This is a genomic window from Hirschia maritima DSM 19733, assembly GCF_000378345.1.
GTDB classification, from domain to species: Bacteria; Pseudomonadota; Alphaproteobacteria; order Caulobacterales; family Hyphomonadaceae; genus Hirschia; species Hirschia maritima.
Genome location: NZ_KB899545.1, coordinates 505952 through 525418 on the forward strand (window position 1 = coordinate 505952; position 19467 = coordinate 525418).

Sequence of the window (19467 nt, forward strand, 5' to 3'; positions counted from 1 at the left end):
GGCTGTTTATCGATTTCAGAGTTACTCTCCGCCGCCTAATGTGTGAACATAGACAGCTAGTGCTTTAATAGTTGCTTCATCCAGACGTTCATTCCAATGCGGCATAATAGAGTTTCTTGCACTGTAGATTGTCTCACGGATTGCAGCTGGAGAACTTCCATATAACCATTCATTATCGGTCAAATTCGGTGCACCTTGTAACCGATCACCCTTACCATCGAGAGCATGACATGATGAACATTGCATCTCAAAGTTTTCTTCAGCACGAGCAGCAGCCGCTGGGTCAAATTCCTTCCCTGACAGCGCGAGGACTTTCTGAACCAGATCGTCTATTTCTTCTTCTGAAATAAAACCATCACGTCCAAAAGCGGGCATTTCAGAATATCTGGTATCATCGTGAGTTGAACGAATACCGAAAGCAATCGTTTCTTGAATCTCGTCCAGAGATCCACCCCACAACCAAACATCATCGGCTAATGCAGGATACCCTACAGAACCTGTTCCACCTGAACCGTGACAGGTTGCGCAATTGTCTCCAAAAGAACTTTCACCCATCGCCAACGCAAATTGCTGCAACTCTGGTGTTTTTTCAATGTCAACAAGAGACGCGTTGAGCAGTTTTTGAGCGTTTTCAATTCGAGCAGACTGTAACTCACCGACTTCTTCTGCAACTTGAGCACGATCAGATTGCTTCCAATATCCTTGGGTATTGCCTTGAAAGCCGGGTAGAGCAGGCCATGCCGGCATCAGGATCCACCATAAGATTGAAAAAGCAATCGTTGCATACCAGACATACAACCACCAACGCGGAAGAGGATTGTTCAATTCCTTGATACCGTCCCATTCGTGCCCAGTTGTTTCAACACCTGAGTGTACATCAATATCTTTGTTAGGTTTATCTGTCATCGGTAAGCTCCCCATCTTCCTCCAAAGGAAGACTTGCAGCGGATTTGAAAATATCTTTGTTGGATGGCCAAAGCGCGTAAGCTACGGCCACTGCAAACATCAAAACGAAATAGAGCAGGCCCCATGTTTGGGCAAAGCTTGATAGATCATTGTAATTCATAAACTTTACCTCCGATTATGCAGGTCTTCAGCTTCGTACTTGTCAAAGTCGACAAGTGTTCCAAGCATTTGCATGTAAGCAATCAAAGCATCCATTTCTGTAACTTTAGATGGGTCTCCATCAAAAGCTCGGACATTCACAGAACCTTCACGGCCGGCAAGTTCCTCATAACGTGCCACCATGTCTTCCCAGTCTGAATCTGGGTCGGATTGCGCAATAAGGTCAGCTTCAGCAACTTCGATCATTTTGTCAGTGTAGGGCACTCCAACCAGTTTCAGAGCTTTCATATCATCACTGATATTTTTGTACTCAAGTGGTCGGTCAATCATGAATGCATATGGAGGCATCACAGATTCGGGCACGACTGAGCGAGGGTCTTTCATGTGGTCCATGTGCCAAGTGTCAGCATATTTTCCACCAAGACGCGCGAGGTCCGGCCCTGTACGTTTTGATCCCCATTGGTGAGGGTGGTCATACATACTCTCTGCAGCCAGTGAGTAATGTCCGTAACGTTCGACTTCATCTCTCAAAGGACGAACCATCTGAGAGTGACAAACGTAACAACCTTCACGAATGTATAGTTTTTGTCCTGCTAACTCCAATGGAGTATAGGGCCGCATTCCTTCCACTTTTTCAATCGTGTTTTTGAGATAAAAGAGTGGAGCGATTTCGATAAGACCACCTATAGCGACCACAATCAAAATACCCACTGTAAGAACGGAAGAGTGTTTTTCAAGAAACGAGTGTTTATCAAATAATGCCATTGTTTCTTCTCCTATTCTGCTGGCTGTGCAGCAGCGTCGGTTGCTGACTTTTCTGGATTGTTAAGGGCAGCACGTTCGGCGTCATTCAATTCTGAAATGCGAGTATCTCCGCGCGCTGTGCGCCACAAGTTATATGCCATCACAATTGCACCACCTAGATAAAGTACGCCACCTAGTGAACGGATGATGTAGGCAATGTGTTTTGCTTCAACAGTCTCAACGAAGGAGTATTCGAGGAAGCCAAACTCATTATAAGAACGCCACATAAGGCCTTCCATAATTCCGGCAACCCACATTGAAGTGATGTAAAGAACGATACCTAGAGTAGCCGCCCAGAAGTGCCACTCAACAAGTGAGTTGGAATACAGACGTTCACGCTTCCAAACATACTGAGTCATACAGTAGAGCGCACCAAATGAGATAAATCCAACCCATCCAAGTGCTCCTGAGTGTACGTGTCCAATACCCCATTCAGTGTAGTGAGATAATGAGTTTACCGCACGTACGGACATTAGTGGTCCTTCGAATGTCGACATACCGTAGAATGCAAGTGATAGAACCATCATGCGGATTACAGGGTCAGTTCTAAGCTTATCCCAAGCCCCGGATAGCGTCATCAATCCATTGATCATACCACCCCATGAAGGCATCCAAAGCATAAGTGAGAATGTCATACCTAGTGTTTGCGCCCACTGCGGTAGAGCAGTGTAGTGCAAGTGGTGAGGACCAGCCCAGATGTATATAAAGATCAACGACCAAAAGTGAACGATAGATAGTCTATAAGAATAAACTGGACGATTCACTCTCTTAGGAATGAAGTAGTACATGATGGCCAAAAAGCCTGTGGTTAAGAAGAAACCAACAGCATTGTGTCCGTACCACCACTGCGTCAAAGCATCTTGTACACCAGCCATGGCGATATAGCTTTTTGAGCTAAATATACTGATCGGAATAGTCAGGTTGTTCACGATGTGAAGCATCGCAATAGTAACGATGAAAGATAGGTAGAACCAGTTTGCCACGTAGATGTGGGGTTCTTTACGTTTCCATAGAGTTCCTAGAAACACGAATAGATAGGCAACCCATACAATTGTTAGCCATAGGTCAGCATACCATTCTGGTTCCGCGTATTCTTTAGATTGGGTAATTCCCATCAAATAGCCGGTTGCAGCGACAACGATGAAGAGTTGATAGCCCCAGAATACGAACCATGGCCACGCACCACCAGCTAGTCTTGTCCGACATGTTCTTTGAACAACATAAAAGGAACTGGACAGAAGAACATTACCACCAAATGCGAAAATCACTGCCGATGTATGCAGCGGTCTCAAACGTCCAAAGTTTGTAAAGCCATATTGATCAAAGTAGAACAAGTTTGGGTAGGTAAGTTGGAGCGCAATGATTACACCCACCAACAAACCAGCGATTCCCCAGAACATTGAAGCAAAGACACCTGCTTTTACGATACCATCATCATATCTGGTTGGATCAAAAGCCTCTTTGCCGTGAAGTCCTGAATACCAAAATACTAATGCAATGACCCCAAGTACAAATGCTCCCGTCATAAGACCTGCATGAAATGCCATGCCCGGGTCCAATGCCCTAGATGCTATAAACAGAGTAATGAAAGCGAGTAGTGTGGAGAACAATCCAACACTTACCACGCTGAAATCAGGTCCACCGACCCTTCTAGACTGCATGCTCGACACTGGTTTGCCCCTTCAATTGTTAATCGAGAATCACTTATGTTAACCCAGAAAATCTGTAGGGCTAAAAAACCCTACTAAAAATCTGTATATTGACCCTAATGCGCCCCAAAAAAAAAATATTCAACGGATCATTTTGCCGCAATGACAAAATTCCTGATTTTAAGTAGGGTTTTACAAAAGTCAGACGAATCGAATGAAAAGGCGAATTAGGATGCTGAATAAATTTAAGTTATTTGGTTTAGGTGCTGGGGCAACTTTGATGGTGGCTGGCCGTGCACTTCAATCTTGTTTTATGCCAAAGTCAGACAATATCTTCGGAGCAAGTTGGTGCATTGATGGAGCATCAACGACTTCAAATGGTTTATTCGCGTTTCATAACTCTGGACACTGCGCAGGTTGTTTCGCAATTGTCTTAGGTGCTGTGATTGTTTCTTTTACTTTTTATGTAATCGTGAAATCCGCGCTTAAAGACACAGCATCTCTTAGGTCAGTGAAAGCTCATTTCTAGCTGACGCTAGAAAATGGGGCGAATTGAAATTCAATATGCCCTTTGTTTTGTGAAACTCTAAGAAAGCCCCAGCTTTTCCATGGCGAGCTTTTGAACCGCACCAATATCCATTTTTCCCGAACCCAGCATAGGGATGGCTTCGGCAAACATGACCTTCTTAGGAAGAGATAACTCACTAACTCCATGGTTCTGAAACCAATGTAGCAAATCCATACGATCAGCATTTTCGTTTGTAGTTAGCAAAACAATTTGCTCACCTTTTCGAGAATCCGGCAGTACTGCTGCTGCATGTTGGAATTCCGGCCAGACTGTCTGAGCGCAATTTTCCACAACGGCCAATGAAACCATTTCACCCCCAATTTTGGCAAACCGCTTTAGACGTCCTCTAATAGTTAGAGCACCGTCTTCATCTTGACTGACAACATCTCCTGTATCGTGCCATCCTTTATCGGCAGGTTGCAATACTCCTGGTTGATCAGCGAAAAGATAACCTAACATTACGTTTGGGCCTTTGGCTTTCATACGGCCTGCACCTGAAATTCCATCCACTGGTTCAAATGACAAAGTTACCCCAGGTAGAGGCCGACCAACGGTACCTGACTTATTATGACTTGGCTGGTTCACTGCCAACACGGGGGCAGCTTCGGTAGCACCGTAACCTTCCAACACTTCCGTATCGAATTTTTTCTTAAGTAACTGTCTTGTTTCATCTTTCACGCTCTCAGCGCCGCAAACCACATAACGCAAACCACTTAATTCATTGTTTTGAGAGGCCCTTGCATATTGACTTAAGAAAGTATCAGTGGCGAACAAGATGGATGATTCAGTGCTCGCAATCCGTTTTGGGATTTCTTTAATTTGCAACGGGGAAGGGTGTAGGACGACTTTAACTCCATTTAACATCCCAATGAGGACACCCGCCGTAAGTCCAAAACAGTGAAAAGTGGGAAGTGGATTGTAAATAACATCTCTTGTCGTCAGCATGCCATCCACATGTTGAATGATCTGAAAAACATTTGACACCAAATTCGCATGTGAAAGCACAACGCCTTTTGGCGTTCCTTCAGTTCCGGAAGTAAAGAGGGTCACAGCTGGAGAATCCCAGTGCGCCTTATCGCGAAGTAGCCATGGTACGATTGGCCCGATTGCGCCGTAAAGTTTATCGACGACTCCAAGGTTTTCTCGAACATCCTCGAGATAAACAAAGTTCAATTCGTCACCCAGCTCCTCAATCAGTTTTTCGAGACTAGCTTTTTCGATAAATTGGTGGGCGGTTATGATGCTTGTTATGCCGGCGGCTTTGCATGCTGCTTTAATATTTGCGCTTCCCGCGGTAAAATTGAGCATAGCAGGAACGCGCCCAAAAGCGTTGAGGGCAAAAAAACAAATCATAGCTCCAGCACCTGTTGGGAGCATTATCCCCAAAGTGGACCGGCGTGGAGTATTCTTTGTCAATGCTCTACCAAGCGCAAAACTTGCTCTAACTATCTCGTTATAACTGAGTTTCCGGCCATCTGCTTCTTCTAGAGCTATTTTTTTGCCGCCGAATCGGGATCGAGATTCAAGCAATGCCCCAAAGACATTTTTTTGTGCTTTCCTGATGTCGAACTGAGTTTCAAATTCTGACATTTTCCATCCCTATAGTACTGTGACGCTTGTATTTTTGATGCGTTTTAGAAACAGATAAGAAAAAATTCAGCTAGTATACAAGTCTTTCGAGATGTTTAGCTTGATCCCAACGTCAATTAGGCCCATTTTCAAGGCATGACAGAACTCATCAATACCGTTAATGGCCGCCGTGAATCCAAACCTGATGTACGGCACCCTGAAAAGCAAAAACGTCCTGATACTCCGGTTTTGAAGAAACCGGACTGGATCCGTGTGAAAGCTCCCATGGGGGGTGAGTTCGCTAAAACTCAAAAAATAATGACTGAGGGAAACCTCACGACGGTTTGTGAAGAAGCTGGTTGCCCAAACATTGGAGAGTGTTGGACTAAAAAGCACGCAACTATGATGATAATGGGAGATACCTGTACAAGGGCGTGCGCATTCTGCAATGTTAGGACAGGTAAACCTAATCCTCTAGATTCTGATGAACCTCGTCGTGTAGGAGCAGCTGTCTCCGAGATGGGGCTTGAGCACGTTGTTATAACCTCGGTTGACCGAGATGACTTGGACGATGGTGGAGCTGAACATTTTGCTCAAACCATTAGATCTATTCGTGAGCAGGCACCGCAGGCAACAATCGAAATTTTAACACCTGACTTTGTCAGAAAGGGTGATGCTGCCAATATTGTGATTGATGCCAAGCCAGACGTTTTCAATCACAATCTTGAAACGGTGCCGAGACTCTACCTCTCAATACGCCCCGGATCTCGCTATTATCACTCATTAAAATTGCTCGATCAGGTCAAGCAGAGAGACCCTAACCAATTTACCAAATCTGGAATTATGGTGGGATTGGGTGAAACAAAAGAAGAAGTCCTGCAAGTCATGGATGATATGCGCTCTGCTGGAATTGATTTCCTAACGATTGGACAATATCTTCAGCCGACAAGAAAACACGCTGCCATAGACCGTTATGTGACGCCTGAAGAATTTAAATCCTATGAAACAATAGCGCTTTCCAAGGGCTTTTTGATTGTATCTGCAAGCCCGCTCACGCGTTCCTCTTATCATGCTGGTGAAGACTTTGCCCGACTTAAAGAAGCACGTGAAAAACTGAACGCAACTAGATAAGCAATGTCTTCTGTTTCTAAATCAATTGCTGTGCCTTACAGGCCAGATCAAATGCTCGAGCTTGTTGCCGATATTAAAACCTATCCTGACTTCATTCCATGGATACGATCTTTGCGCGTGCGAGATGAAGAGTTTCTTCCGCATGGATGGAAAGGGCGAGCTACCGCTGCTGTTGGTTTTAAAGGATTTTCTGAATCTTTTACGACCGATGTTACCAAAAATGTATCCAACAAGAGTGTAGATGTTCAATTGGTTAAAGGGCCATTCAACTATCTAGAAAACACTTGGAATTTTACCGAACGGTCAGATGGGTGTGAAATAGATTTCAAAATCCGTTTTGAATTTTCAAACTTTATTCTGCATGCCTTGATGAAAGCAAATTTCGACAGGGCTGTTTCAACGCTAATTAAAGTGTTCGTTGACGAGGCTGAAAAAAGATATGGAGCTACTAACTAATCCATCAATTGCATAAGTAGTCTGATAGCTGCGCTCATGGATTTTTGACGCACATTTGCTCGTCCTATATCGCCAAACTTGAAAGCATGGTGCAACACCTCTCTATCTCGTCTAATTGCCGCGATATGAACCAACCCGACCGGTTTCATTGCTGTCTGGCCGCTTGGTCCTGCAATACCAGTAATCGCGACGGCTAAATTTGCTCTGGAATTCTCTAATGCACCTTCAGCCATAGCTATTGCCGTTGGTTCAGATACAGCGCCGAAATCTGCTAATGTCTCACCTGATACGCCCAACATGTCTTGTTTGGCTTTGTTTGTATAAACAACAAAACCACGGTCCAATGTCTGAGATGAGCCAGGTATTTCTGTAATCAATCCTGCCAACAATCCGCCCGTGCAACTCTCAGCAGCAGCTAAAGTCAATTTGTTCTTCTGGGCGGTATCGAGAAACTTCCGTGCTTCTGCCATCAAACGATCATCAAACATCTAAGTCCCCAAAAGTGAATCAATTAAGTCTGTGCCTTAAGATACAAGCAACACATTTGCTTGTGCGGCAATACCTTCTTTTCTGCCAGTGAACCCAAGTTTTTCAGTGGTCGTTGCTTTCACACTGATACGGTCTAATGGAATTCCTAATACGCGAGCGGTCTCTTCACGCATGGCGATATTGTGTGGTTTAAGTTTTGGCTCCTCGCAAATGATGGTGAAGTCAACATTCCCGATCTTAAAACCTCGCTCACGAGCTAGATCGACTGCATGCTTCAGGAACACCTCAGAAGCAACGCCTTCCCATTTTGGTTCAGTTGGCGGAAAGTGCACACCAATATCACCCTCAGCCAACGCACCATAAATAGCATCAGTCAGTGCATGCCATGCTACATCGGCATCTGAATGTCCCTTTAGTTTGAATATATGTGGAATTTTCACACCGCACAGGATAACAAAATCACCTTCTTCAAACTGGTGCACATCAAACCCTGATCCTATTCGTGGAATTCCTATCAAACCAGATCTCTCATCTCTCATTAATTTGGATACCGTTTCAAAGTCCTCGGGCAGTGTAACCTTCATCAACTGATATTCACCAGAAACTAATTGTGTGGTTCCACCGATACCTTCTATCGCTTCTAAATCATCGACAAAATTCTTCTTGTTTTGTTGAGCAGAAAGAATTTTCTGAAACTTAAACGCTTGGGGAGTTTGAATGCGAAATAGGTCAGTGCGATCAATATTTTTCAAGCTATCAATTGAAGATTTTTGTTTTATTGCGTCCACAATAGGAAGCGCAGGGGCTGCAGCATCGTTTTTTTCTAGTGCGGTAAAGAGGTCATCAATAACCCGTTGAGTTAAGCCGGGACGAGCTGCGTCATGAATGAAAATTGAATCAGGATCGTGTTTTTGAGCGGCGGAAAGAGCTTTTCTAACACTATCGGCTCTTTCTACTCCTCCGCTTACAATCTCAACATCGGAGTAAGGTGCGCAAATTTCAGAGGTTAGATCGTTAAATTCTTCTGAGACAACCACAATGATTTTTTTAAAACGTTTGTCTTTGCTCAGAGACTGAATGCTCCATTCAAGGATGGGTTTTCCATTTATATCAGCAAATTGCTTAGGAATTACACGGCCAGAACGAGTACCATTCCCCGCAGCAACAACGACTGCTATACAATTCTCTCTAATCATAATTGCCTCTAAATTAAGCACCATTCGACGAATATACAGCTTGATTCATAAAATAATGAGTATAAACTGCACAAAAATTAGGCTATCTAACCAGTTTGAATATATCAATGATCACAGTCGGTAACATAAAAATTGATGTACCAGTATTCTTAGCTCCAATGTCAGGAGCTACTGATGCACCATTTCGCCGTCAAGCGTCAAAGTTTGGGGCGCCGGTTGTTGTGACTGAAATGATTGCCGGATCAGAATTAGCTACAGGACGAAAAGATATGGTTTGGCGCATTGCCAGACCTGAAAATACTTACCCTTTTGTTGTTCAATTAGCCGGCCGCGATCCGGAGTGGATGTTTGAAGCATCAGGAATAGCGGCAAAAGCGGGCGCGGATATCATAGATATCAATATGGGTTGCCCGGCACGAAAAGTCACAGGTGGTCAATCAGGATCCGCTTTAATGCGTGATTTGGACCTTGCCAGAAGTCTTATCGTTGCCACTAGAGAAGGGAGCGATAAACCAGTTACTGTAAAAATGCGGTTAGGATGGGATGACAATTCGTTAAACGCTCCCGAACTTGCTCAAATCTGTGAAGAAGAAGATGTAAAACTTCTAACTGTTCATGGTCGTACGCGATGCCAGTTCTATGAAGGGCACGCAGACTGGTCCAAAGTAAAAGCCGTAAGCGACGCATGTAATCTTCCCGTCATTGTAAATGGGGACATAAATACTTCAAAAGATGCGCAAATAGCTCTTAATGAATCAGCCGCCCAAGGTGTTATGGTTGGCAGAGCCGCCATGGGGCAACCGTGGTTGCTGGGGCAGATAGCGTCGGAACTGACAGGAAATGTCTTCAAGGCTCCCTCATTTTCAACAAAGCTTGAAGCGCTATGCGAACAAATTTCAGATAGTATCGAACTCTATGGTGAACGACTGGGTGTGCGAGTATTTAGGAAACACCTAGCAGCTTTCATCGATAGCGCTAAAGAATTGCAAATTGATAATGCTCAACGCGATAACATTCGGCGGAACTTGTGCCAGATCAATAATGATACTGAACTGAAATCAGAAATTAAAAAACTGAACCATCTCTCAAATCTAAAAATTGAGGCAGAGGTGCAATGAGCATGACTTTATCAGACAGAATTCTAGATACATTACCAGTCGCTGTCATATGCGTAGGTAAGGATGGAGTGATCCAACAAGCAAACCCAATGGCTGAATCAATCCTTTGCCAAAGTCATGCTTTGCTTATCAATACGAACTTAAGCAAACTCACTGCAGAAGATTCGCCGATTGTTGATCTGGTTCAAAGAGCATCACGAGATGGTGGAACTGTTTACGCTAGAAACATAGTGCTTTCCGGTCCATTTATCTCCCCGACGAACATCGACGCCACAGCAGCATTATCTGCTAATGATGATATCATAACGATCAGCTTAAGTCCCGCTGCTTATCAAGCAGATCATGAATCCAAAAGCCAGTCCGCCGCCATGGCGGAAGTTGCTAGAATTCTTGGGCATGAAGTTAAAAACCCACTTGCAGGAATTGTCGGGGCAGCACAATTGCTCGCACGGCAGGCTCGTGATGACCAAATGTCCATGTTGACCCTCATAAAAGAAGAAGGTGCACGTATTGGACGGTTAGTCGATAGATTTGCAGCTTTTGAAACTTTCTTCCGTCCTCGTCCTTCAATGACAAATATCCATCAAGTCTTAGATCGCATTATGGAAATGTCGTCCGCTAGTTTTGCTGAAAAAATCAAATTGACTTTCCGTTTCGATCCTTCACTTCCTGACGTGTATGTTGATCCTGATCATATTCACGAAGCTTGTCTTAACCTCGTGAAAAATGCTGCCGAAGCTATTCCAAAAGGAAAAGAGAAAGGACACATCCATATCTCAACGAGATATAGAGCAGGTGTTACATTGCGACACTCAAAGGGTGAAAAACCCTCTCGGTCTGGCGCAATCGAGATAGCAATTAAAGATAATGGACCAGGTGTCCCTAAAGCTGTTGCAGATCAGATTTTTACTCCGTTTTTCTCGACCAAGAAGTCGGGAGCGGGGATTGGTCTAACAGTCGTTTCAGAAATAATTTCAGCCCATAGCGGGTTTGTAGAGCTTGAAAACTCAACGTCTGGCGCGTGTTTCAAGCTTTTACTACCCATTTCTATTCCCAAAACCTAAGAGGTAATCCTTGTGAGTGGCCCCACCATATTAGTCGCAGATGATGACTCAAGTGTTCGTCTAGTTATCAGCCAAACACTTGCTCAAGAAGGATATCACGTCAGATCGACAAACACCGCTTCTACACTTTGGAAATGGGTTGAGGCCGGTGAAGGTGATTTGCTTATAACTGACGTTTATATGCCGGATGAATCTATATTCGACATCATGCCACAGATACGTCAGGAAAGGCCCGACCTGCCAATCATCGTGATTAGTGGTCAAAGCACTGTTCTAACGGCAACAATGGCTTCAGACCATGGTGTCTATGACTACATGCCGAAGCCGTTTGATATCGATGCATTAGCTGATTCAGTGAAGCGGGCGCTACAGAAACGGTCAGCTAAAGGTATTGAGCCAGCAAGTCGAAAAGCCGAAAAAGACGAGGCATTGCCACTCATTGGTCGGTCAACGGCAATGCAAAATGTGTATCGAGTTATAGCCCGTGTAATGAACACCGATTTAACCGTTTTGATTGAAGGAGAGAGTGGAACCGGTAAAGATTTGTGTGCAAGTGCTATTCACGATCTCGGAAAACGAAAAACCGGCCCGTTCGTTGCCGTGAGCCTAGCTGCCCTTCAAAAAGAGCAAGTTGAAGCAGACCTTTTTGGTTTAACATCAGAAAACGGGACATCCTCTCCTGGTCGCGTTGGGGAAGCGAATGGGGGCACACTTTATCTGGATGAAGTTGGAGATATGCCGCTTGAAGCGCAGACCCGACTTCTCCGTTTTCTCCAAGATGGACAATACTCTTCACATGGTGGCGGGCCTGTAAAACAATCGGATGCACGCATTATAGCATCTACAAAGCATGATTTACGTACTTTGGTTGAACAGGGCCTTTTTAGAGAGGATCTTTATTATCGTCTAAATGTTGTATCTCTTTCGTTACCTCCATTGCGTGAACGCAAAGAAGACATCTTAGAGTTGGCAGCTGCTTTTCTTGTTCGTGCAAAAAGAGAAGGGCTCCCAGAAAAACAATTAGATAAATCCGCTTATGATTTGCTTTCAGCATATGACTGGCCCGGAAATGTTCGAGAATTAGAAAACTTAATTCGTCGCCTTGCGGCTTTAAGTCCTGAACCAGTTATTTCAGCACGAGAAATCGAACGCGAAATGAAATCCGGTGCCAAACCGGAGAGAGAGACTGGAGCGTTTGAAGCTGAAGTAGAGACATTGTTATCACGTCACTTCATGGCCCGTTTAAGCATTGCAACTGAAGCTGACGGATCAGTGTATCCGGACGTTATTGAACAGGTTGAACGACCATTATTAAAATTGGCTCTGGCTGCAACAAATGGAAACAAAGTGAAGGCGGCGTCTTTATTGGGGCTAAACCGAAACACGCTAAGATCAAAGATCAATAGTTTGAAACTAGGTGACGAAGAGTAAACAAGGGCTTCTGCTCCAGAATTAGATGTTTACGAATGCAGTTGTTGCGTTTATGTATCACAGTGTCGCAATTATGACACGCTAAACTGTGCATAGATGAAAACGTCGCAATTCGCATTTAAACCACCCGCTAACTTCGGTCCAATAGGAACGATTGTACTGCGGGTTTTGTTTGCCGTATCTGCGATATTGGCAACAATCGCGACTTATCTATCTGTTGCTGACAGCCAAGCTTCTACGGCGTCTAGCCCATTGATGATTTGGTTGCTTGTTGTCAATTTAGTTTTCATTCTCATTCTAGGGGCAGCCTTAACAGCAAGAATATATAAACTGTTTAAGGAAAATCAGGACACACAAGGTGGTGCACGATTAAGGTTGCGGATTATCGCACTGTTTGGCCTGGCAGCTATGGTTCCTACGATAATAGCTGCACTTCTAGGAACTTTGATAAACCGAAGCGTAGATAACTGGTTATCTGAACGTGTTTATGCGGTGGTGGAAAATTCTTCCGACGCTGCCGAAGCATCGGTTACCGCAGTTATCAACGACGTTCGAAACAATGTTGCAGAAGCTGTTACCGATCTAAATGACGAGTCCGTTGTTGCTGCTTATTCAAATGCGCCAGTTCAGTTTCAAGAGTTTTTAGCTCTAGAGTCTCAACTACGAGACCTACCTGTATTGGTTATTTATAACGAAAATAGAGAAATAGTTTTTCAGATCAATAATAGCTCAGATTTGGAAATATCCGAAATGTCTGAGTTAAACTGGATAGCTGCACGATCGGACAAAGACGCTATTAGCGTATCAGCTGATTTCGTCGTGAGCACTTTGACAAAGCTTCAGGCCTATCCTGAAGCATACCTTTATAGCGCAAGTCAGGGGCCAGTTACTGTTGCAAGACAATTAACAGCCACGCAAAGTGTGTTAGATGAATATAGAGAAGCAGGGCATCGTAAAGATAGTCTGAGAACTGTATTCGTTCTTTCCTACATAGAGTCGGCTCTGCTGATATTATTAGGAACAGCTTGGCTAGGAATGTACGCTGCGGGCCTCATTGCAAAACCAATTGGTGATCTAGCTGCGGCCGCACGAGCGGTTAGGGATGGTGATTTATCTGTAAGACTTGATCGTCCCAAGGCTAGAGATGAGGTAGATGACCTCTCTCAAGCTTTTAACCAAATGACTATGCGATTGTCTCGCCAACGAAGAGATTTGGACTCAGCTCGTCTCGAAGCAGAAGCACGTTCAGAGTTTATTGAGACGGTCCTATCCGGTGTAGAAGCTGGGGTAATTAGGGTAGATCCAACGTTTAGAGTCACGCTTGCAAATGCTTCAGCTGGCAGACTCTTAAATATCCCTACGGAAAGCCTGAATGACAGTTTGCTTCACGAAATCGCCCCTGAATTCCTCTCAGCACTGAGGGAAACTGTTGAATCTCGACAGACTGTTGGTTCTAACATCCAACTTTCATCTGGCGATAGCGTGAAAGACATTCATATTAGAGTGTCTCCAGAAGCAGACATGAACGGTTTTGTAGTCACTTTCCACGACACCACCAGACTTGTGGCAGGTCAAAGACAGGCAGCTTGGAGAGATGTTGCACGAAGAATTGCGCACGAAATACGCAACCCACTAACACCAATTCAACTTTCTGCAGAGAGAATTAGAAGACGTTTTGGTAAACAAATTACTGAAGATAAAGAGACATTCGATAGTTGCACTGAAACGATATTGCGTCAGGTAGGGGATATAGGACGTATGGTCGAAGAGTTTTCTTCTTTCGCCAGAATGCCTAAACCAACTCTTGCACCTTTCGACTTAAACGAATTAGTCAAAAACATTGCTTTTGCACAGCGACTTGCATCTCCCACAGTAAGCATAAATGCCGATGTGCCCGATAAAGTAACAACGATGACTGGTGATGAGAGATTGTTAGGTCAAGCACTTACTAATATTGTTAAAAATGCACGAGAATCAGTCGAACGTCATATAAATACTGGCGAAATCAAAGTTGGAAATGTTTCCATAAATGTAGAAATTCAAGATGAAACCGCTCTGCTAATCATACGTGATACAGGCGTTGGATTTCCTACAGAGGATAGAAGTCGTTTATTAGAGCCTTATGTTACCACCCGAGAAACCGGAGTAGGTCTTGGTTTGGCTATCGTAAATCGAATTGTTGAAGATCACGGCGGGGAAATTACCCTTGGTGACAACGAACTTTCAGATTCAGGGGCAAGAGTGAATATTACTCTTCCTCTTACCATAATCCGAGAAGATGAGGACGCAGCTCTCATCAGTGAAGGAGAAGTATAGTGGCTTATGAAGTATTAGTCGTAGACGACGAAACCGACATCAGAGAATTGGTCGGAGGAATACTAGAAGACGAAGGCTATAAGGTCCGAACAGCTGCTGATGCCAAACAAGCAATGGATGCAGTTCGAGAGAGAGCGCCCAATCTAGTTGTTTTGGATGTCTGGCTCAAAGGTTCAGAGTTCGACGGTCTTGAAATTCTTTCCATGCTCAAAGAACTAGATAGCACAATGCCAGTTGTAATAATGTCTGGTCATGGAACTGTGGAAACGGCAGTAACCGCAATACGCAATGGTGCTTATGATTATCTTGAGAAGCCCTTCAATTCCGACAAACTATTAGTATTGGCAGAACGGGCATTAGAAGCAGCCGAATTAAAACGAGAAAATATTCGTCTTAAGTCCCAGGCTGCGACCAGTGACGAGTTAATCGGTGATAGTCAGGCAACTCAACAATTGCGCGCATCCATAGCCAAAGTTTCACCTGCTAATAGCCGCGTTCTAATTTCCGGTCCACCTGGCGTCGGGAAAGAGCTCGTCGCACGTATGATCCACACAAACTCACAACGAAGTGATGGTCCATTTATAGTTGTTAGTGCAGCTACAATAGAGCCTGACCGTATGGAAATGGAGTTGTTTGGAGAAGAAGATGCAAATGGTCGACCGAAAAAGATCGGCCTTTTCGAACAAGCTCACAACGGAACCCTATTGCTCGATGAAGTCGCGGATATGCCAGCTGGCACGCAGTCGAAAATCCTACGAGTATTGATCGATCAAAGATTTAAACGTGAAAATGGACACTCTGATGTCAAAGTTGATGTTCGAGTAATCTCCTCCACGGCTCGGAACCTCCAAGAGGAAATTTCAGCAGGGCGCTTCAGAGAAGACTTGTATTATCGTCTGAGCGTGGTTCCAATTACGGTTCCATCTTTAGAAAGTCGCCGCGAAGACATAGCTTCTTTGGCAAAATATTTTGCCAAGCTCATCGGAGAGTCTTCTGGCCTCCCAGCTAGAACGTTTTCAGAAGAAGCGCTTGCTGTGCTTCAATCATCTGAATGGCCCGGAAATGTGCGACAATTACGAAACGTAATCGAGCGGATATTGATACTAGCAAGCGGCGATACTTCTCAAGAGATCATGCCGGATCATCTTCCTATGGATAAAAATGGTGATGGCAATAATACTGCATCTATGGATACAATATCTTTGCCATTGCGTGATGCACGCGAAAAATTTGAAAGAGAATATCTATCACTGCAGATTACGCGGTTTGGTGGAAACATCTCTCGAACAGCAGCGTTTATCGGTATGGAACGATCAGCTTTGCATAGAAAACTCAAAGCTTTAGGCGTAGATACATCTGGCGATAAGTCGTAAAGTTAAAGCTTGAGGTGCAAGCATGCGAATTATAATTTGTGGCGCTGGTCGTGTAGGTCAGGGGATAGCAGAACGATTATCCATTGATCATGATGTGACCATGATTGATGATGATGCAAACCTTCTTGATCAAGTTGGTACTCGTTTTGATGTAAGAACGACACTTGGACACGCTGCGCACCCTCAGACACTACAAGATGCAGGCGCTGAAAACGCAGAGATGATTATCGCGGTTACCCATATGGATGAAATCAATATGGTAACATGTCAGGTTGCACACTCTTTATTCAAAATCACGACTAAGATCGCACGCATAAGAACACAAGCTTACACAAAAACAGCTTATTCAGACTTGTTTACGCGGGATCATATTCCAGTTGATATGCACATATCGCCTGAAGCAGAAGTAAGTGAATCTATTCTTCAAGGTCTATCAACTCCCGGTGCATTTTTATCTGCAGATATGGGAATTATGAACCAAAATGAATCGGGAGTAGTTAAACTTCTTGGTGTGGAAATCACGGACAAAGACTCCACCCTTCATGGACGCCGATTGGAAGACATCTACGCCTTATGCCCAGATTGCAATGCACAAATTGTAGGGATTGGCAGAGATAAGAACTTGTTCGTGCCAAAAGAAGACCACAAGCTAGAGTTAAATGATCGTGTGTATTGGATTATTCCAACGGATAAGATCGAACACATGTTTGATATATTGGGAATTTCCGAGAATCACAGCCGTCACGTTGTCGTAGTGGGAGGAGGCCATATCGGCTTAAACGTTGCAAAACAATTAGAAGCTCCAACAAAGAAGAATGGACGCAACAAGCACAATGTAAAAGTTCGTCTAATTGAGCGAGAAGCAGATAAAGCGAACAAGGCAGCTGAATTTCTAGAAAGAGCAATCGTATTACATGGCGATGGTCTAGACCCTAACTTATTGGAAGAGGCTGGTGTGTCTGACTCTGACCTGGTCGTCGGATTGACCAATGATGATAAAACCAATCTTCTCTTGGGAGCACTCGCAAAGAAAATTGGTGCCAAGAAGGTAATTTCACTCGTTAATGAAGCGGATTTAGCAAACATCAAATCCAATGTCGGAATAGACGTACTAATTGACCCACGATCAATTACGGTATCAAAAATTCTTTTAAAACTAAGACAAGGGCGGCTTTCAAATCTAAAGACTTTGGAAAATGGCGCAGCGGAAGTTGTGGAAGGCGTAGTAAAAGAAACGGCTCCATTGGTCGGTATGACGTTAACACCGGAAGAACTTCCCGAAGGCATTTCAGCCGGCGCAATTATTCGAGACGGTTCGCCTATTGAGCTTTCAAACAAAGTGAAAGTTCATGATACAGTCATTCTATTTGCCGAAAAAGAAATGTCGCGCAAAGTAGATTTACTCTTCCGCGTTAAACTAGATTATTATTAAAACATCAGGTGAGATGCGAAATTGAACGTTTCTAGTGTTCTTAAACAACTTGGCTTGATGATCACCTTAATCGGTGGATGCGCTTTACTGAATTCTCTTTTTGCAACTTTGATTGGCGAAAACGATTCCGCTAGAGGGTTTCTACTCTCTGGAGTATTGGGATGTTTTCTCGGCGCGTCACTTATAATCTTGTTATGGGATGCTCCAAAGAAAACTGGTGCCAGAGAAGGGCTTCTATTTGTTGTTAGTTTTTGGTTCTTAATACCAATAATCGCAGCCCCGCCATTTTGGGCGTCAAATGTTGTAGAAACTTGGTTACATGCAAGCTTTGAAGCTGTATCCAACTTAACGACCACTGGATCTTCAATTGGGCAAGAAATCCAGCCAATTTCTATTCGTGTATGGCGTGCATTTTTGCAGTTCATAGGTGGGGTATCAGGTGTGGTCATGGCAGTTGTCGTGCTGGCTGCTCTAAACCTATCCGGTCCAGGTGTTCACAGATCTCATTTGCTTACTCTTCCTAAGGAAGACCTTTTCGGCAAGATAGGCCGTGTATCATTGACAATTTCCATTGTTTACGGGGCTCTTGCTATTATTGGAGCGTTGGCAATGGCAGCGTCAGGTGTCGAATTGATTGATGCATTAACCCGCAGTGTCGCTGCCATTTCTACCAGCAATGTATTACCTAACGTGGCTGGTGCTTACGCATACTCGCCATTCTCAGTAATTATTTTGACAATCCTGCTATTCGTAGGCGCGACAAACATTGCTCTACATGCAGATATACTTCGACAAAATAGCTGGAAAGTTTACATCAAAGATTCTGAAACCCAAATTTTACTGTTGGGAGTTGTCGTTTTTACGGGCCTTTTATGTGTCTTTTCTCAACGTGTTGACTTACGTTTTGTTTCTGAAGCGCTATCTTTTATATCAACGTCAGGAATGGACGTTTCGGGCACTGAGAAGGTTTTAGATTTACTTCCTCAACCAATTCCAGACTTGTTTGTCTTTGTTGGAGCGGCTGCGTTGTCAACTGCAGGTGGTTTAAAGATGACACGAGTTCTAGTATTGTTGAGCAGAGCTTTTGCAGAATTTAAACGCTTAGCCTTTGATCACTCAACAGCGGAACTTAGATTTCAGGGGAGAGCCCGAACCGACAATATCGTTGTAGGGGTTTGGGTGTATTTGATTGCGTACCTTGGCGCATGTATTCTCATTGGAATATTGCTATCTCTAACCGGACTGGATTTGGAATTAGCGTTTAGAAGTGCAATTGGCTCGATATCTAATACAGGTCCATTAGTTGATGTCGCCTTCATTGATCAGGACGTGAGCAATTTTTCGATTATTGTTGTAAGTATTGGCTGCATTTTGGGAAGAATTGAAGTTCTAGCGTTAGCCCCATTGTTTTCTGGTGATTTTTGGCGCAAATAGTACTAAGTAGGTTTTTGGACCGAATCACGACTAATTTTTGTTAGTCTGAAATAATAAAACCAACGGAACAGTAATAACAAAGTCCCGAGAAGAGGCTCATAATAAAATGTCATCCGATAAAAAACAAAACCTTCAAGACACGTTTTTAAACGCAGTTCGTAAAGACAAAGTACAGCTTACAATTTTTCTTATGAACGGTGTAAAGTTACAAGGTGTCGTGACTTGGTTTGATAACTTTTGTGTGTTGTTAAAAGGGGATGGAAGACCCCCACAACTTGTATACAAGCACGCTATCTCTACAATTGCCCCAAACAACCCTGTTAAATTGTTTAGCGGAGATGATAGCGCCTCTGACGAAGAGTAACCAAAGCT

The 19467-nt window shown here is 43.8% G+C and carries 18 protein-coding genes; 11 read left to right on the forward strand and 7 right to left on the reverse strand.

Annotated features, from left to right (window positions below; genetic code table 11):
* Positions 1-21 precede the first annotated feature (21 nt).
* From ccoP to ccoN, 4 genes are read right to left on the reverse strand one after another with little or no spacing between them, the layout of a single operon-like run.
* Positions 22-906, reverse strand: a complete 885-nt coding sequence (gene ccoP / locus F551_RS0107790) for a cytochrome-c oxidase, cbb3-type subunit III (RefSeq protein WP_018996939.1) — start codon at positions 904-906, stop codon at positions 22-24.
* The gene (locus tag F551_RS0107795; RefSeq protein WP_018996940.1) at positions 896-1066 is read right to left on the reverse strand and encodes a cbb3-type cytochrome c oxidase subunit 3; all 171 of its coding nucleotides are present in this window, start codon (positions 1064-1066) and stop codon (positions 896-898) included. Before F551_RS0107795 ends, ccoP begins: the two co-directional genes overlap by 11 nt.
* A gap of 5 nt (positions 1067-1071) precedes the next feature.
* A complete protein-coding gene (ccoO, locus tag F551_RS0107800; protein ID WP_018996941.1) occupies positions 1072-1830 on the reverse strand; it encodes a cytochrome-c oxidase, cbb3-type subunit II in 759 nt (252 codons plus the stop codon).
* 11 nt (positions 1831-1841) lie between these two features.
* Positions 1842-3530 carry a cytochrome-c oxidase, cbb3-type subunit I gene (gene ccoN / locus F551_RS0107805; RefSeq protein ID WP_033404707.1) on the reverse strand — a complete coding sequence of 563 codons (1689 nt, stop codon included), beginning with the start codon at positions 3528-3530 and terminating at the stop codon, positions 1842-1844.
* A gap of 220 nt (positions 3531-3750) precedes the next feature.
* On the opposite strand from ccoN, the gene F551_RS0107810 reads away from it, so the two are divergent.
* A complete protein-coding gene (locus tag F551_RS0107810) occupies positions 3751-4047 on the forward strand; it encodes a hypothetical protein (RefSeq protein WP_018996943.1) in 297 nt (98 codons plus the stop codon).
* 57 nt (positions 4048-4104) lie between these two features.
* Here F551_RS0107810 and F551_RS16480 read toward each other — a convergent pair whose 3' ends face one another.
* Complete coding sequence (locus tag F551_RS16480) at positions 4105-5676, reverse strand: AMP-binding protein (RefSeq protein WP_018996944.1); 1572 nt, start codon at positions 5674-5676, stop codon at positions 4105-4107.
* A 135-nt stretch (positions 5677-5811) separates the two neighbouring features.
* On the opposite strand from F551_RS16480, the gene lipA reads away from it, so the two are divergent.
* Positions 5812-6786: a lipoyl synthase gene (gene lipA, locus F551_RS0107820; RefSeq protein WP_018996945.1), complete on the forward strand. Its 975-nt coding sequence runs from the start codon at positions 5812-5814 to the stop codon at positions 6784-6786.
* A gap of 3 nt (positions 6787-6789) precedes the next feature.
* Positions 6790-7242: a type II toxin-antitoxin system RatA family toxin gene (locus tag F551_RS0107825; protein WP_018996946.1), complete on the forward strand. Its 453-nt coding sequence runs from the start codon at positions 6790-6792 to the stop codon at positions 7240-7242.
* Here the strand turns inward: F551_RS0107825 and F551_RS0107830 are convergent.
* Both F551_RS0107830 and F551_RS0107835 read right to left on the reverse strand, forming a co-directional pair.
* Positions 7239-7730 carry a CinA family protein gene (locus F551_RS0107830; RefSeq protein WP_018996947.1) on the reverse strand — a complete coding sequence of 164 codons (492 nt, stop codon included), beginning with the start codon at positions 7728-7730 and terminating at the stop codon, positions 7239-7241. The genes F551_RS0107825 and F551_RS0107830 overlap by 4 nt on opposite strands.
* Positions 7731-7766: 36 nt before the next feature.
* On the reverse strand, positions 7767-8927 hold the full coding sequence (locus F551_RS0107835) for a bifunctional 2-C-methyl-D-erythritol 4-phosphate cytidylyltransferase/2-C-methyl-D-erythritol 2,4-cyclodiphosphate synthase (RefSeq protein ID WP_033404837.1): 1161 nt from the start codon (positions 8925-8927) through the stop codon (positions 7767-7769).
* Between the two features lie 107 nt (positions 8928-9034).
* Here F551_RS0107835 and dusB point away from each other — a divergent pair, with 107 nt between their 5' ends.
* The 8 genes from dusB (at position 9035) to hfq (ending at position 19459) form a co-directional block, all read left to right on the forward strand.
* Positions 9035-10045: a tRNA dihydrouridine synthase DusB gene (dusB, locus tag F551_RS16485; protein ID WP_018996949.1), complete on the forward strand. Its 1011-nt coding sequence runs from the start codon at positions 9035-9037 to the stop codon at positions 10043-10045.
* Complete coding sequence (locus F551_RS0107845; protein ID WP_018996950.1) at positions 10042-11109, forward strand: two-component system sensor histidine kinase NtrB; 1068 nt, start codon at positions 10042-10044, stop codon at positions 11107-11109. The genes dusB and F551_RS0107845 overlap by 4 nt, the downstream gene beginning before the upstream one ends.
* A 12-nt stretch (positions 11110-11121) precedes the next feature.
* Positions 11122-12540 carry a sigma 54-interacting transcriptional regulator gene (locus F551_RS0107850; RefSeq protein WP_018996951.1) on the forward strand — a complete coding sequence of 473 codons (1419 nt, stop codon included), beginning with the start codon at positions 11122-11124 and terminating at the stop codon, positions 12538-12540.
* Positions 12541-12636: 96 nt separating this feature from the next.
* Positions 12637-14856 carry a sensor histidine kinase NtrY-like gene (locus tag F551_RS0107855; RefSeq protein ID WP_018996952.1) on the forward strand — a complete coding sequence of 740 codons (2220 nt, stop codon included), beginning with the start codon at positions 12637-12639 and terminating at the stop codon, positions 14854-14856.
* The gene (gene ntrX, locus F551_RS0107860) at positions 14856-16229 is read left to right on the forward strand and encodes a nitrogen assimilation response regulator NtrX (protein WP_018996953.1); all 1374 of its coding nucleotides are present in this window, start codon (positions 14856-14858) and stop codon (positions 16227-16229) included. The genes F551_RS0107855 and ntrX overlap by 1 nt, the downstream gene beginning before the upstream one ends.
* Before the next feature lie 22 nt (positions 16230-16251).
* Entirely contained in the window at positions 16252-17661 is a 1410-nt protein-coding gene (trkA, locus tag F551_RS0107865; RefSeq protein WP_018996954.1) for a Trk system potassium transporter TrkA, read from the forward strand.
* Between the two features lie 21 nt (positions 17662-17682).
* Positions 17683-19095, forward strand: coding sequence for a potassium transporter TrkG (locus F551_RS0107870; protein WP_018996955.1), 1413 nt, complete (start codon positions 17683-17685; stop codon positions 19093-19095).
* 106 nt (positions 19096-19201) lie between these two features.
* Positions 19202-19459, forward strand: coding sequence for an RNA chaperone Hfq (hfq, locus tag F551_RS0107875; protein WP_018996956.1), 258 nt, complete (start codon positions 19202-19204; stop codon positions 19457-19459).
* Positions 19460-19467: the final 8 nt, after the last annotated feature.

Excerpts from the sequence above, each read along its gene's own strand:
- ccoP (WP_018996939.1), bottom strand. The coding sequence starts at position 906 with ATGACAGATAAACCTAACAAAGATATTGATGTACACTCAGGTGTTGAA.
- F551_RS0107795 (WP_018996940.1), bottom strand. The coding sequence starts at position 1,066 with ATGAATTACAATGATCTATCAAGCTTTGCCCAAACATGGGGCCTGCTC.
- ccoO (WP_018996941.1), bottom strand. The coding sequence starts at position 1,830 with ATGGCATTATTTGATAAACACTCGTTTCTTGAAAAACACTCTTCCGTT.
- ccoN (WP_033404707.1), bottom strand. The coding sequence starts at position 3,530 with ATGCAGTCTAGAAGGGTCGGTGGACCTGATTTCAGCGTGGTAAGTGTT.
- F551_RS0107810 (WP_018996943.1), top strand. The coding sequence starts at position 3,751 with ATGCTGAATAAATTTAAGTTATTTGGTTTAGGTGCTGGGGCAACTTTG.
- F551_RS16480 (WP_018996944.1), bottom strand. The coding sequence starts at position 5,676 with ATGTCAGAATTTGAAACTCAGTTCGACATCAGGAAAGCACAAAAAAAT.
- lipA (WP_018996945.1), top strand. The coding sequence starts at position 5,812 with ATGACAGAACTCATCAATACCGTTAATGGCCGCCGTGAATCCAAACCT.
- F551_RS0107825 (WP_018996946.1), top strand. The coding sequence starts at position 6,790 with ATGTCTTCTGTTTCTAAATCAATTGCTGTGCCTTACAGGCCAGATCAA.
- F551_RS0107830 (WP_018996947.1), bottom strand. The coding sequence starts at position 7,730 with ATGTTTGATGATCGTTTGATGGCAGAAGCACGGAAGTTTCTCGATACC.
- F551_RS0107835 (WP_033404837.1), bottom strand. The coding sequence starts at position 8,927 with ATGATTAGAGAGAATTGTATAGCAGTCGTTGTTGCTGCGGGGAATGGT.
- dusB (WP_018996949.1), top strand. The coding sequence starts at position 9,035 with ATGATCACAGTCGGTAACATAAAAATTGATGTACCAGTATTCTTAGCT.
- F551_RS0107845 (WP_018996950.1), top strand. The coding sequence starts at position 10,042 with ATGAGCATGACTTTATCAGACAGAATTCTAGATACATTACCAGTCGCT.
- F551_RS0107855 (WP_018996952.1), top strand. The coding sequence starts at position 12,637 with ATGAAAACGTCGCAATTCGCATTTAAACCACCCGCTAACTTCGGTCCA.
- trkA (WP_018996954.1), top strand. The coding sequence starts at position 16,252 with ATGCGAATTATAATTTGTGGCGCTGGTCGTGTAGGTCAGGGGATAGCA.
- hfq (WP_018996956.1), top strand. The coding sequence starts at position 19,202 with ATGTCATCCGATAAAAAACAAAACCTTCAAGACACGTTTTTAAACGCA.